Source organism: Coleofasciculus sp. H7-1, from assembly GCF_057473865.1.
This window is the reverse complement of sequence record NZ_JBYCCT010000070.1, coordinates 1-13,188: the sequence shown is the minus strand read 5'-3', so window position 1 is coordinate 13,188 and position 13,188 is coordinate 1. Positions and strand designations below refer to the sequence as shown.

General features: G+C 46.6%; 11 protein-coding genes. 5 read left to right on the top strand and 6 right to left on the bottom strand.

What is annotated here, in order from left to right; genetic code table 11:
• The first annotated feature begins 5 nt into the window (after positions 1-5).
• Positions 6-572 carry a DUF4126 domain-containing protein gene (locus tag AC2VDX_RS19415; RefSeq protein WP_378184805.1) on the top strand — a complete coding sequence of 189 codons (567 nt, stop codon included), beginning with the start codon at positions 6-8 and terminating at the stop codon, positions 570-572.
• A 224-nt stretch (positions 573-796) separates the two neighbouring features.
• On the opposite strand, the gene AC2VDX_RS19410 is transcribed toward AC2VDX_RS19415, so the two are convergent.
• Together AC2VDX_RS19410 and AC2VDX_RS19405 are read right to left on the bottom strand one after the other, a co-directional pair.
• Entirely contained in the window at positions 797-1,774 is a 978-nt protein-coding gene (locus AC2VDX_RS19410) for an ARPP-1 family domain-containing protein (protein WP_378184807.1), read from the bottom strand.
• Positions 1,756-3,129: a VWA domain-containing protein gene (locus AC2VDX_RS19405; protein WP_378184809.1), complete on the bottom strand. Its 1,374-nt coding sequence runs from the start codon at positions 3,127-3,129 to the stop codon at positions 1,756-1,758. Before AC2VDX_RS19405 ends, AC2VDX_RS19410 begins: the two co-directional genes overlap by 19 nt.
• Positions 3,130-3,513: 384 nt before the next feature.
• Between AC2VDX_RS19405 and AC2VDX_RS19400 the strand changes: the two genes are divergently transcribed.
• The 3 genes from AC2VDX_RS19400 (at position 3,514) to AC2VDX_RS19390 (ending at position 5,326) form a co-directional block, all read left to right on the top strand.
• A complete protein-coding gene (locus AC2VDX_RS19400; protein ID WP_378184811.1) occupies positions 3,514-4,296 on the top strand; it encodes a Mut7-C RNAse domain-containing protein in 783 nt (260 codons plus the stop codon).
• A 200-nt stretch (positions 4,297-4,496) separates the two neighbouring features.
• Entirely contained in the window at positions 4,497-4,967 is a 471-nt protein-coding gene (locus AC2VDX_RS19395) for a regulatory protein RecX (protein ID WP_378184813.1), read from the top strand.
• Between the two features lie 86 nt (positions 4,968-5,053).
• A complete protein-coding gene (locus AC2VDX_RS19390) occupies positions 5,054-5,326 on the top strand; it encodes a hypothetical protein (RefSeq protein WP_378184815.1) in 273 nt (90 codons plus the stop codon).
• A gap of 239 nt (positions 5,327-5,565) precedes the next feature.
• Here AC2VDX_RS19390 and AC2VDX_RS19385 read toward each other — a convergent pair whose 3' ends face one another.
• Entirely contained in the window at positions 5,566-6,114 is a 549-nt protein-coding gene (locus tag AC2VDX_RS19385) for a GAF domain-containing protein (protein ID WP_378184817.1), read from the bottom strand.
• Positions 6,115-6,126: 12 nt separating this feature from the next.
• On the bottom strand, positions 6,127-9,552 hold the full coding sequence (locus AC2VDX_RS19380; RefSeq protein WP_378184819.1) for an alpha-mannosidase: 3,426 nt from the start codon (positions 9,550-9,552) through the stop codon (positions 6,127-6,129).
• A gap of 68 nt (positions 9,553-9,620) precedes the next feature.
• On the opposite strand from AC2VDX_RS19380, the gene AC2VDX_RS19375 reads away from it, so the two are divergent.
• Complete coding sequence (locus tag AC2VDX_RS19375) at positions 9,621-11,675, top strand: hypothetical protein (protein WP_378184821.1); 2,055 nt, start codon at positions 9,621-9,623, stop codon at positions 11,673-11,675.
• On the opposite strand, the gene AC2VDX_RS19370 is transcribed toward AC2VDX_RS19375, so the two are convergent.
• Together AC2VDX_RS19370 and AC2VDX_RS19365 are read right to left on the bottom strand one after the other, a co-directional pair.
• Positions 11,637-11,879, bottom strand: coding sequence for a hypothetical protein (locus tag AC2VDX_RS19370; RefSeq protein ID WP_378184823.1), 243 nt, complete (start codon positions 11,877-11,879; stop codon positions 11,637-11,639). The two genes, AC2VDX_RS19375 and AC2VDX_RS19370, sit on opposite strands and share 39 nt — an antisense overlap.
• A gap of 56 nt (positions 11,880-11,935) precedes the next feature.
• Complete coding sequence (locus tag AC2VDX_RS19365) at positions 11,936-12,901, bottom strand: tetratricopeptide repeat protein (RefSeq protein ID WP_378184825.1); 966 nt, start codon at positions 12,899-12,901, stop codon at positions 11,936-11,938.
• Positions 12,902-13,188 lie beyond the last annotated feature (287 nt).

Below are 13,188 nucleotides of genomic sequence, written 5' to 3'. Positions count from 1 at the left end.
GTAGTATGGATACATTATTAAGCATTGCAATTGGCATTGGTTTGAGTGCGGCTTGTGGCTTTCGGATTTTTGTACCGCCGCTAGTGATGAGCATGGCAGCACTTTTTGGACATCTGCCACTAGCACCGAATTTTGAGTGGATGGGAACTTATCCGGCGTTGGTGACATTTGCAGTGGCGACTTGTATTGAAATTGCCGCTTATTACATTCCGTGGATAGATAATTTGCTAGATATCGTTTCTACACCAACCGCGATCGCAGTCGGCACTTTCTTGACTGCTGCCATCTTTCCACACAACGATCCTTTAGTTCAGTGGACAATCGCAGTGATTGCGGGTGGAGGTTCGGCGGGTATCGTGCAAGCCTTAACGGGAATGGTTCGCTTTTCTTCAACCGCACTCACCGGAGGATTCGGCAATGCGGTGGTTTCCAGCCTGGAAGCAGGCAGTGCGATTATTTTATCAATCCTGGCGATTTGGTTGCCTGTCGTGGCTGTCGCCTTGGTAATCAGTTGTGGGATCTTGTTTTGGAGGAAAGGATATCTCAGGGTACCTAATCCAAGGGAGTCTTGAAAAGCGACGCTTATGGCATAAAATACCCCCTTCCCGGATAGAGAAGGGGGTTATATTTTCTGTATAAAGTTTAGATATGACGGGAAATTACAGTTGGACAGGCGGTTAGCGCGGTGGCGTTTCTTAACCATGACATGGAATCATCAAGTAAGCGCCAATGCCTAACTCAGTTCCAACTATAATTTATTGTAGTACAAATTGAGCTATCGCGTCAAGTGTTGGCTTCAATAAATTGCGAAAGCAAACAACGAAGCATACACCAGTTGTCCTGAATCTTCGACCAACTGACCCGCAAAGTTTTTCCCTTTACAGGTATGCAACCGCAGACTCAAGAAGCGTTCTTCTTCTTTGAGCCGAAATCTTTCTGCGGGTGTTTGACTCAGCCAATCGCTAACTTGTAACTGTTTTTCCTGACGGCTTTTGTGCAACTGCTGGCGCAGTTCTTGCAGATTGCTGGCTGCAAAAGGAAGCACGGATTTGTCGCTTGCTTTTGCGTGCTTTTGGGCATTCATCGCCGCCACACCATAGCAGAAGCAAACCAGAGGCATCCACACTTCCTGGAAGTAAGCCGCAGTTGGAGCAATTTCCACGCCAACTAACTGATTCCGAATCCAGAACAATGCCCCCGTTTGCTGGGGAAGCAATTCAAATCGGCTTTGATATTGGGTCAGAAAGGTGCGTTTTTTACTGAGAATTTGCTCTAAGTGACCGCGTTGAGGTAAATCAAACCGCTGATTTAGACGCTCAATTTCTTTCCAGAGTTTGCTATAGTCTTCCTGACCCCGGAATTGCAATGCTTGAAAGCGCAATTGTAGGGGGAGAATGAAGAACCATTGTTCTCGACCTTCTAAATAACCGCCTTGACCAGATTGCACGCAGCAGGCATCTTTAAACATGAGTTTCTGTCCCGCAGCAATAAATGCTGACCGACACAAAGCATGATTTTGTGCTTGGTCTTGGATATAACCCATGTGCAGGGGAACAATCGCCACACCTGTTGATGGGTTATGGAGTTCTACATTTCCATAGCCGTGAACTCGACTGAGTTTCAATCCAGAGAGGGGACTGGTAAATTGACCTGGGCAATCTGGACTGAAGATGGGGACTACAGTCATTGCTCCAGACTGTTGAGGAATTCCAAAGCGGTAAGGAGAGAGATCGACTTTGTTGGGGATTATTAACTCTAATTGATGGTAGTCCATGTGGCTAACTCCTTTTCTTGGAATATGAGTTTTTGGCGTAGGAATTCCTGCAAAGATGCTTCGGTTTGCTTTGCACTGGCGATCGCAAATAGCGAATTCAGCAAGTCTTCAAAATCGTCTTGATGCCAGAATTCTCTCTGGAGGAGGTTAGCCGCAGGTCGTCTCAATTCCAGGTCATCCAGTGCGGTAAACTTGCTATGGCAGAAGACAATTGGAGTATGAATACCCAATTGCGGCAAGGTGGCAACGACTCTTTCTAAGTCTCCCGGATACATATTTTCGTAACCATCAGAGACAATGGCGACTAAATCGGGTGAGTCTTCTAAAGCATCCACTAAAGCACCTGCCAAGTCGGTGTAACCTTCTGGCATGGGTAATTCGCCAACTCCCCCAACTGTATGAACTTTGAGGTTAGCGCAGCATTTTTCGAGTACCAATTTGAGGGCGACTGATTGTGCCAGATAGCAGTATTCGCGATCGCCATAACTTCTCGTCGAAGCAGACGCATCCAACACCAAAGCCAATTGACCTGAAAATTTCGGCAGGTTTACCGCAGCTTGTTCGACATAATGCTGCAAAGCTGACATTAATTCCGGCGATTTTCCACCCCGATACAAATGCACCAAGGTTGCGGAAATATCACCGCGATTGGTTGCCGTTACTGTCTTGGGACGCTCTGGAAGCGCTTCAAATTGACTATATTGTTGATGAACGAGGGTATATTTAACTTCGCCTACCGCCGGAATTAAACCTGTTCCCAGAGGAGAATGATACAGAAAAGGTAGGATTGCTTTTACCGATTCTGGATTATGGGCATAACGCAACAGATAGCGACGCAAATCGCTTTTATCAATTGCGTCGGACAGCTTCACAGAACCCCGCGCCACATTCTTCCCCAGCGCGTGTTCAATTGCATCCACAACCGCAGGACGACGGCGCAAAGCCATATCCTCAAATTGGGGATGATTGAGGATGTACTGGAGAATCGCCTTCGCGGTATGTTTGTGATTAGCTCGTACCCGTCGCAGTGCTAAAAAGACGGTCAAAACTTGGTCTGGGTGCAAAATCGCCAACAAAAAATTAGTGACGCGATCGCTAGTTTGACGCGCTTCCTTCGACATCCCCACACGAGAGCGTTGCAGCAACTGAAACAAAATCCGCAGGCGCTGCCCCGTTGTAACATGGGTGATGAGAGCCAAAAGCGCGTACAATTCTGGATTTTGTTCGTAGGCTTCCCGATGCAGAGATTCATCGCTCCAGCGTGGGGGTTGTCCGTTATAACGCAGGAGAAATGGCTCATTACAAGAGCGCAGATGCACAATAATATTCAAGATGGCTGGTTGGGTTGCATCCATTATTTGACTCCTTGCATTACAAAGCTGGAGCGTATCTCCGCTGATGTTTAGGAACGCTCTGATTACTTTGATGAATTCTCTAGTGGCAACAAGCGACTCGACCACTTGTATCTTATATACTACATATATATTACACTTTAAATTGAGTTGCCACAAGAGGGCAACAAGCGATCGCAAGCATCTCACTTGTGAAAATTTGCAAAGACCTACAACTATTCCCCCGCAGACAGAGGGAAGACAAGGAAAAACTTTTTTTCATGGGGAAGTAGAATTTCAGGATATCGCCCTCCCTATCCCCCGCTTTTAGGAGGGAAGATCAGGAATAAATTTTTATTCCGGAGGGTTGAGGTGGGGTTCCGAACGGCGATGTATTAATTTCTCAATATGGCTAAAGCAGATTTTCATTTTTACGCGGAATTGAATGATTTCTTGCCACGCAAAAAAAGGCACGTAACCATTACTCATGTTTTTGAGGAACGAGCCTCGATTAAGGACACGATCGAATCTTTGGGCGTCCCTCATCCGGAAGTGGATTATCTCGAAGTCAACGGCAAACCAGTCGATTTCTCCTATATTGTGACTGATAGCGATCGCATCCATATTTATCCGATTTCTGCGGCGACTGAAAACACACCTATCGTCTCTCTCGTTCGTCCTCAACCGTTAAAATTTCCTCGCTTCGTTCTAGATATTCATTTAGGGAAGCTAGCGACATCTTTGCGAATGTTAGGCTTTGATACCCTGTATCGAAATGACTATGACGATCTAGAGTTAGCTCAAATTTCTGCAACTGAAGAACGGATTCTCTTGACTCGCGATAAAGGTCTGTTGATGCGTAGTTTGGTAACACATGGATATTATGTTAGAGAAACTAATCCAGAACGACAAGTGGGAGAGGTAATGCGACGTTTTGAGCTGATTAAATTTGTCAAACCGTTGCAACGATGTTTGCGTTGTAATGGATTATTAGAACCTGTGGCTAAGGAATTGATTCTTGACCAAGTGCCACCCAATGTCCAACAATATATAAATGAATTTTCTCGCTGTCGCGAATGCGCTCATATTTATTGGAAAGGCACGCATTATGAACGGATGCAGCAGTTTATCGAGGAACTAATTTCCTCAGATCGAGTTGGAGTAAATTCTGTAAAAAAGCCAGTTTTTTGAGCCTTGAATTGTTTATTTTAACGGCAATTATAGCAATTATATTTTATTAGTTAAATTATTTCTTTCTTTGTGTTCTTAGTGTCTTTGTGGTTCACTAACATTCTTTTAAACGCCAATCTTTTTTAAACTTCTATAGGCGGTAAACAACGAGCAAAGCTTTATATGTGTTAAGATAAATATAAATAATAGCTGTTTAATGAATGAGTTGTATTGACTATTTTTATCGCCTGATATCCCGCCGAGACTATAGCGCTTACGAACTCTTGAAGAAAGGACAATCAAAGGGATTTGAGCCAAACGAAATCTCCGAGGCTATCAATGATTTGCAACAGAAAGATTATCAATCCGACACGCGCTTAGTCGCCAACTTGATTGCATACTCTCAAGGTAAATATGGGAAATCTATGGTAAGGCGCAAGTGTATGGAAAAAGGGATTTCCTCGGAGGTATTCGAGCAAGTCTGGAGCGAACAAATTGAAGCAGAGGGAAGCGAGGATACAGACGAGTTGGATGGTTTAAAGACAAAGGTTATGCGAAAGTACAAAATTGATGATTTTCAAAGTATCGACCCAAAAACCAAAGCCAAGTTATTGAATTACTTACAATACAGAGGTTTTAATGCTTTTGAAGTTTTGAAGCAATGGCAGAGGCAACAAGCAGAAGCTGAGTAACCAATCGGGAATTTGTTATCGCTAGATTATTCTAGAAACTTGTAATTTGCGGTTCCCTTATCCCTCACCTGAAGTTTGCAGCCAGTATGAAAGAGATTGTCACATTCTTTTTTGGATTGGGCATGGTGTTCAACGCCAGCTTGTTTATTCCACAAGCAATAAGAATTGTTCAGACTAAGAGTTCTAAGAATGTAGCCTTGATTACTTTTTTAGGTTTTAATTTTATTCAGCTTAATGGGGTTCTCTACGGCTATTATCAAAATGATTTAGTTTTGATGTATGGAAACTTGATTAGTTTTATTAGTTGTGCAACCGTAACAGTTTTGGCAATTATATACCGAGACAAGGAACCTAGGTAAAGAGTAGGAACGTATAGTTGTGTGTTTTTACCTCCGTGTTAATTTATATTCGGCTATGGAGACAAGCACTATTTAGTGTTGGGTTTCCTCCGTCAACCCAACCTACCAAAATCTATATGCCCCTACATTCGTGTTAATTTATATTCGGCTATGGAGACAAGCCATATTTAGTAGAGACAAGGGTTATCGCGTCTCTACAGGGTTTCACCAATCATTTAGGATTGCTATAGCCAGAGAATTTATTCCACGGCGGGTATCGAAAACTTCGCTGCTAACATATAGGCAACAGCAAGGGGTGTTAATTTCTCTGTAACTGTGGCAATAATAGAGCGGTCTTCCGGCGTCCATACTCTAGGCTGACCAAAGACACAAGGTTGCAGAATTCCCCACAACAAATTATCTTTGCACAAGTGAGCGTGAACTAATGCTCGATGTCTAAATTCTTTTTGCTCGAAAGCTTTGTTAACGACTTCCGGATTCGCTGTCTCTACATCTTCGACAAAGACAGAAGGTTTTGTATGCAGTGCCGCAGCAAAGAGCGGATCTTCTTTTGGCAAAGATTCTGGTTCTTTCTTCCAGTCAGCGTCAACAATATTGGGATATTCTTGAGTGCGACGCCAACAGTAAGGAACTTTACCGATAGAGGTATGCGGATCTCGTAGGTAGAGAAAAATGCGATCGCACTGCAATACTTCACCCAAAGCTGGCAGCAAGACAGAAAAGACAGCATCGGGTATACTGTCGTCGCTGAAAATTTTATCTAGAACTGGCGGTATTTGGTTGCTCATAAGCTTATTTTCTCAGCCGTCTGTTCGTTCCACTACAAAACTAGCGATTTTCCAAGGCTGGATGCTGGCTGTTTGTCCAGTAGCCAACATTTCGGGTGCATCAATAGGACGCTCTAACAAATCAACTGGGTGCGCGATCGCTAAATCTAAATCGCTCGTTATCTGCATCTGCGCCTCTCCCCCGTGACACTCATAACACCGCAAAATCCACTGCTGCAAATTATCTTCTGATTGTTTTAACGCCATCAAAATTAGATTTTCAGCTTGTAAGTCTAACAATTGACCAACGGCGGGTAAGGACAAATTCTGTTCGCCTACTGATGGCAGCAGCATCACTTGTAGCGGTAAATTTAGCTCATAGCCTCGCCGCACAGTATGCGCTGACTGCCAGCTACCTTGATGAGGATAGAGGGCATAGGTGAATTGATGCCAACCTCGATCTGCTTCTGGATCGGGCCAACTAGAACTTCGTAACAGGGTGAGGCGTAATTGTGAGGGTTGGGCGTCGTAACCGTATTTACAATCATTTAGCAAACTGACGCCATAGTCATTGTCACTTAAATCCGCCCAGTGCAAGGCAGGAACTTCCCATTTGGCGGTTTCTGCGGGTGTTTGAGGCTGAGTAGGACGCCCGTTAGCGTAGCGTGTGCTTCGCACAATCGCGCCGCAGGGAATTTCGTAAGTGGCACAATCCGCCGTCAAAGTAAGCGGGAAAGCAGCTTTTACGAGTACGTGGCGTTCTTGCCAATCTACAGTCGTGACAATTTTTAGTAGCGGTGAATCTGCTTGCAGTACGTAATCTTGGCAAAATTTAGACTCGCCTAGCTGTCGCACAACCCGCAGACGAGTTTGCACCGCCCCCTGTTCTACCCATTCAATTGACTTTAGCTGGGTGGGAGGTAAGGGGTGTTGGGCATAGTTGGGGTCAATGTTCCAAGCATCCCAATATTGACCGCTATCTTGGAAGGCTTGGAGTTGATTTCCTCCAGCTTGATTGAGGATCTCTCGATGATTAATTTTGTCAAAAACACTACTTAAATCGCCTGTTTGAGAATCAACGATTACCCGCAGTAAGTCATTTTCTACGATGCAATTTTTTTCGCTAAATCTGATATTATCTTGATTAGGCGCATTAGAATCCGGAAAGCTAGTGCTAGGATGCCCGTATTTTTGCCTTTTTGAGGTCAATTCGTCTTGAGGACATAGCCAGAAGAGGCGATAACCTACCGATGGGATATTCTCGGCGAGAAATAGCAGCGTCGTGCCTTCAGAAAGCTGGGATGGCAGCCAATCCTTTTCAGATAAGCCAGACCTAACCCCCCAGCCTCCTTCCCGATTTGGGAAGGGGGAGGAAATCTCCGTTCCTGTCTCACCCCACTTATTAAGGGATTGAGAGGGGTTGGAGGATAAGTTAACCGAAGAGTATTGGGATGGCAGCAGTTGCCCTTCTAAGTCGTAAACTTGCCAGTTATGTTCAGACGCCGGTAAGGGGACGGTAACGACTTCCGAGCGTTGCCAGTTCAGGGAGTTGAAGACGATAACTGGCAGGGCATCTGGTTGCGGCGGCGGGGGAAGGGCGATCGCACTCGCGATCGCGCTTAAGGCTAGCTGTAATATTTCCGAACCCGCTTGTTCCACCTCTTGCCAAGCTTCATTTGCATCTACAAAGACTTGGGGAATTGAGGAACCGGGGAGAATATCGTGAAATTGATTAAATAGCACCTTTTTCCAAGCAGATTCTAACTCTTGCTGGGGATAAGTTGCACCCGTGCTGATACTCGCCAAGGAAGCGAAAAGTTCTGCTTGGTAAAGCAAGCCTTCACTGCGACGTTGAAAGCGCTTTTGATCGGCGTGGGTGGTGTAGCAACCCCGATGGAATTCTAGATATAGTTCATCGTCCCAAACCGGGAACAGTTTTGAGTTCTGTAGGGACACGACACTGCCGTGCCCGGATTTGGGATTCTGAGTGCTAATCTGAGTGCTAATTTGTTGTAAATAGCTCTCAGATGTAGTAAATTCTAGACGAGGAAAGAAGGGGGATTTTTCCCAGCGCGCTTGCACTTCCAACATATCGCGGGTGGGACCACCGCCGTGATCGCCCACACCTGGAAGCCAGAGGGCTGCTTTTAAACTTGTTTGAGTTTCCCAATCACAGGCATAAGACGCCATTTTAATTGGGTCAATGCCTTCACCAATCGGAGCAGACATGAGGCTGAAGATTTGGGAACCATCGGGCGATCGCCACCAAAATGTTTCATAGGGAAACTTCGTGGTATCGTTCCAGCGCAATTTTTGGGTGACAAAGTATTCAATCCCGCCAGATTTCAGAAATTGGGGCAACGTGGCACAAAAGCCAAAACTATCTGGCAACCAGGCGACTGTACTCAATTGCCCAAATTTTTCTAAGACGTAACGCTGACCGTAGAGCAACTGGCGGACAATCGATTCGCCATTAATCAGATTCAGTTCCGGTTCCACCCACATTCCGCCTACAACTTCCCAGCGTCCAGCCGCAACTTGTTGTTGAATGGCGGCAAATAAATCCGGGCGATGTTGCTCAATCCAAGCATAAAGTGCGGGTGTAGAATGGCAGAAGGTCAGGTTGGGAAATTCTTGCAAAAGTTTGAGAACCGATGCAAAAGTGCGTTGAGCAGCTTCCCAAGTGTCGCTGACAGGCCATAGCCAAGCCAAGTCTAAGTGAGCATGACCTAGCAAACAGATTTTAGATTCTATTGACCCTAAAGTGTTAAGCAGGTTTTGGCGGAGGGTGGAAAGCGATCGCTCAAACTTTTGTCCGTCAGGCAGTGCTGTCCAGTCAATCTCAGCCACAGCAGATGCTAAGATATCCAGTTTTTCCGGTTCAAAGGTTTTTAAATACCGCTGTAAGACAGCTAACTCGTCAGCGACAAAACCGGGTTCAATCTTATCATCGGTGGTAAATTCGTATATACAGCGCGATCGCACTAATGCTCCATCATCATGTCCGGGACTTACCAGGCGCAAGGCAACTGTAATCTCCTCACCAGGAGTGACAGCGGGACTCAGCAGTACCCTCGTTGAGCAATCAAATAAATCTCCCGCTTGCACTTTGACGCCATTTACAAAAATTTGCGCGTCTTGTGCCCACCAAGTTAACACCAGCCGCAACGCCAACCCCGATAAAGGATATAGGTGTAAATCTTGGGGAATAATCAATTTTTGACTAAGCCATAATACCTTTTGTCCCGCTTGCCAAGCAATATGTCCCTTGGGATTCAACTCCACAGATGACCAATCATTTCCTAAATCAGACTGGTTAACTGTATCTGCTGTCAAGTCTGCGGCACAGTAGCGCCAGCGTGTCTGAACGTTAACCTGAGTCATCGCGGAGAGTTTTTCAATCGCTTCGCTCAGGAGGCTGCATGAGGGCGTTACAAAAGGTGTCTTGGAATCGGTCATCTTTTCGATAAAATCAGGGCATCTACTATTGTTAGCAATTAGCAATTAGCAATCCTTCATTTAGCAAAATGTCCTCCCCTCCCAATGGTCGCTATAAAAGCCAATTATTTAATTTCCTCTCCCGAAAATCTCGCCGGTTGAAGGATGAGAGCGATCGCGCCCTGCGAAAGCTGAAAGTCGCAGCGGTTTGGGGAGCGCAAATTCTCCTCTATCCGGTGTACCTGCTGGCTCAAACTTCCCAATTAGCTGGGCGTCAGTTACAACAAGCGACAAAAGAGAAACCTCAATTACAAACTTCTGGGAAAAAAGACCGAGCAAAGCGTCCTGACTCGCCGCCAACGCCTCCACCAGCAGACACGCCAATTCAGCAAGTTTTACGAGCGATCGCGGGTCAGGAAGAGTCAGAATTGGTTTTAAATTCGGCTGCAAATTCTGTTGGTGTTTCTACTAACAAAGCGGGATTTTTTAATCAAGTTGCAGATGCGATAACCTTTGTCTCTACGACATATTTTGGATTCAAATTTTTTAATCATAACTCGGCGAGTGGATCGAGTCATTCTAGCTCCTCAAATTTAACTCTGCACCCTCTCAATCTCCCGGAAACAGTGGTGGTGCAAACGCTACAGCCTAAAGAGGCGGCTGAGGGAACCAGAAGCGGACAATCCTTGGCGGCGGCGCTACACAATCAAATTGTCGTTCGGGGAGTTGCTACACAACTTGCTACCCGTTCCGTGGTACTCGTCACCGCCGAGAATCAAATTTTAGATATTCTTACCCCTCAACAACAGCAAAAATTACAACAGCGAATTCGTTGGGAATTGGCAAACTACTGGCGTCAGTGGCGGTTAGCGCAGGCGTCGGCGAAAGGCATTGTAGCACAACTGCGCCCTCCTGTCAATCAGCGCCATTTGTTACCACCCGTGCGCCTCTTCTGGGGAGTGATGGCTTGGGTGCAAAAAGGACCAGTGGCGATCGCTGCCAATCTCTTCCAAGAATCAACGCTGGTGCGGTGGCAAGAAACAAGAGAAGACGAGGAGATGGGAACGGGATTTAGCGCGTCTGGAGAGGGGATCGGAAGTATCCCACCCTTTAGGAAGAACAAAGCTCTACATCCTTCTTCCTCCTTACTTCTTCAGCCATTAATCTTCCTCGATCGCACGCTGGTTGCCATCGAAGTGCGGCAAAAAGACTTTTTGGCGAAGCTGACACCCCGTTCCGGGGAAATTAAGGCAATTGAGCGATCGCCTTTACAACGGATACAAGCTGTATTCAGCCAGCCAATGCAGCAACCGGCATCTGCCGATGTTAACGCCCAAGCACACACCCAAGCACACAATATCCAAGCGCTGATTCAGGCAGCAATTGACTACTTTTTTGGCAGGCGCGATGGGAAATTATCCTGGGAATCAACCCCAGAAATCGATTCTGATTCCCACAGCCAAACGAATCAGATATCAGGTGGCGCTTCTGCCTCCTTAGCATCTGCTCAACGCCACAATCCAGAATTAACCGCAACAGGCATTGCCGATCCCTGGCTGACAATGAATGATTTATTCGGTGAGTCAGATGCACCCACAGCCAGCAAGCAGCCAGCGCCAACCGCCCCTAATCGCCCTCTACCAAGGGTGGCAGGCAAAGAGCAACCCTCCGCTCATCTGCCTGGAAAGAAGACCAGGATTGCCCTCCCTGGAGCCAGCCAGCAGGCATATCCGGCTGGGGATTCTCTCTGGAAGTCGATTAAGCTTCGCCTGAGTTTCAAACAGACGATTTTGACGCCCCGCAAACCCACTGCGCCTGAACAAATGGCGGCGCGTCCAACACAAACCCCTTCTACAACCAAAAAATCTCGCAAAAAAGACATTTCAGGCAAAATTACCAAAGCCCCAGCTTTCCAGACGCCAAGGGTGGAAGCCGAAGAGGCGCTTCCAAGTTCATCGAGTGCGATCGCTCAAAACAATAGGACAAGCTTTGCCACCCATTCGCCAGACTGGATCGAGGCTGAGGTAACTCCATCCGGATACGTCAAGCACCCCCTAGAGTATTTACTGGAATGGCTGGATAAGGCGATGCTGTGGCTGGAAAATCTACTGGTGAAAGTTTGGCGCTGGGTGAAGAGGATGTGAGGAGTGAGGACGGAGTAGTGAGGGCTGAGGGCTGAGGGCTGAGGAGTGAGGAGTGAGGAGTGAGGAGTGAGGACTGAGGGCTGAGGACTGAGGACTGAGGACTGAGGACTGAGGGCTGAGGAGTGAGGACTGAGGACTGAGGGCTGAGGAGTGAGGAGTGAGAACTGAGGAGTGAGGACTGAATCTCCTTGATTGATGGTTCATGGTTCCTTGTTGATTATTCGTTGCGATAAACCATGAACCCCTCTTCCGGCTGCGGTTTAAATTGGCAAATTAGATGCTTGGCAATTTTCACAAGCAAATGCCAAATTATTTTGGATTGTCGCCCATTCGTCGGGACTCGCTTCGCGGGTGTAGATTTCCAATGCTTGCCTGTAACACGCGATCGCTCGTTCTAGATTATCAGCACGATTGCCCCGTATCCGGTCGCGGTAGGCATTGCCCAGATTATTTTGCGTCATTGCCCAATCTTGGGGAAAGGCTGGGCGGGTATAGATTTGCAATGCTTGCTTGTAACAGGCGATCGCTCGTTCTAGATTATCAGCGCGTACTGCCAATCTATCTTTGTCAGCCAAATCGTCCTGTATCCGGTTGCGGTAGGCATTGCCCAGATTATTTTGAGTTGTCGCCCACTCGTCGGGACTCGCTTCGCGGGTAAAAACTGTAACCACGATCTCGTAACCTGCGATCGCTATCTCCGAGTTTTTCGCCTTGTCTCCCAGGGGAAACTGCGCGATCAGATTGCTGAATCCGCCGATTGTAGCAGCAATAAATTTTGCTTCTTGGGATTCAACTTGCGGCAAAATTGCCATTGCCCAATCGTGCAATATCTCAGCTAGTTTCTCATTCAGTTGGTCGAGATTTGCTTGTAACAGCGGATACACTACTTGGCGATCGCTATTACTATCTGCGGTTGCCTGCAACACCTCAGTTAAGAATTCGAGAGGCGATTCGGGAATCATCTTGACGACAGTGGGTGCCGATGATGAATTGCCCATTTCTGTAACCATCGGTGCTGCAACATTCCGCAACCACTCCGCCGCTTCTCCATCGCCCCGTTCTGCCAGCATTGCGGCTACCGCTTCCATTGTCTGCACCAACCCGGCATCAATTAGGGCTTGGTTCGTCTGCAAAATCTCCATTTCCTCGCCACTAGAGGAACTGAGTAGCACTTGGATGAGATTGAGATAGGCTTCGAGGCGTTCTTCTCTCATGGGACGATTCATCTATCTATTGATAGATTTATTGTTGCCTACTCTGCCTCTGCACTGCCACTTAAAAATCGGTTCTTTTTGGGGGTTAACGCCGGAAACCCCAGAAAAGCTGAACTAAAGCCTGAATTTTCAGGCTTTAGAAATCTCCTGCTATGTCAGCAAATTTATATAGCGGGACTTAAACAGATTTCAAGCCCAAATAAAGCCCAAAGCAGCTTGATAAGCAACGAATACGTCGTGATTGTGGTGCAACCACTCCACGAAACGGAAAGACATCGCTGTCCGAAACGCTGATAAGG

Excerpts from the sequence above, each read along its gene's own strand:
- AC2VDX_RS19415 (WP_378184805.1), top strand. The coding sequence starts at position 6 with ATGGATACATTATTAAGCATTGCAATTGGCATTGGTTTGAGTGCGGCT.
- AC2VDX_RS19410 (WP_378184807.1), bottom strand. The coding sequence starts at position 1,774 with ATGGACTACCATCAATTAGAGTTAATAATCCCCAACAAAGTCGATCTC.
- AC2VDX_RS19405 (WP_378184809.1), bottom strand. The coding sequence starts at position 3,129 with ATGGATGCAACCCAACCAGCCATCTTGAATATTATTGTGCATCTGCGC.
- AC2VDX_RS19400 (WP_378184811.1), top strand. The coding sequence starts at position 3,514 with ATGGCTAAAGCAGATTTTCATTTTTACGCGGAATTGAATGATTTCTTG.
- AC2VDX_RS19395 (WP_378184813.1), top strand. The coding sequence starts at position 4,497 with ATGAGTTGTATTGACTATTTTTATCGCCTGATATCCCGCCGAGACTAT.
- AC2VDX_RS19390 (WP_378184815.1), top strand. The coding sequence starts at position 5,054 with ATGAAAGAGATTGTCACATTCTTTTTTGGATTGGGCATGGTGTTCAAC.
- AC2VDX_RS19385 (WP_378184817.1), bottom strand. The coding sequence starts at position 6,114 with ATGAGCAACCAAATACCGCCAGTTCTAGATAAAATTTTCAGCGACGAC.
- AC2VDX_RS19380 (WP_378184819.1), bottom strand. The coding sequence starts at position 9,552 with ATGACCGATTCCAAGACACCTTTTGTAACGCCCTCATGCAGCCTCCTG.
- AC2VDX_RS19375 (WP_378184821.1), top strand. The coding sequence starts at position 9,621 with ATGTCCTCCCCTCCCAATGGTCGCTATAAAAGCCAATTATTTAATTTC.
- AC2VDX_RS19370 (WP_378184823.1), bottom strand. The coding sequence starts at position 11,879 with ATGAACCATCAATCAAGGAGATTCAGTCCTCACTCCTCAGTTCTCACT.
- AC2VDX_RS19365 (WP_378184825.1), bottom strand. The coding sequence starts at position 12,901 with ATGAATCGTCCCATGAGAGAAGAACGCCTCGAAGCCTATCTCAATCTC.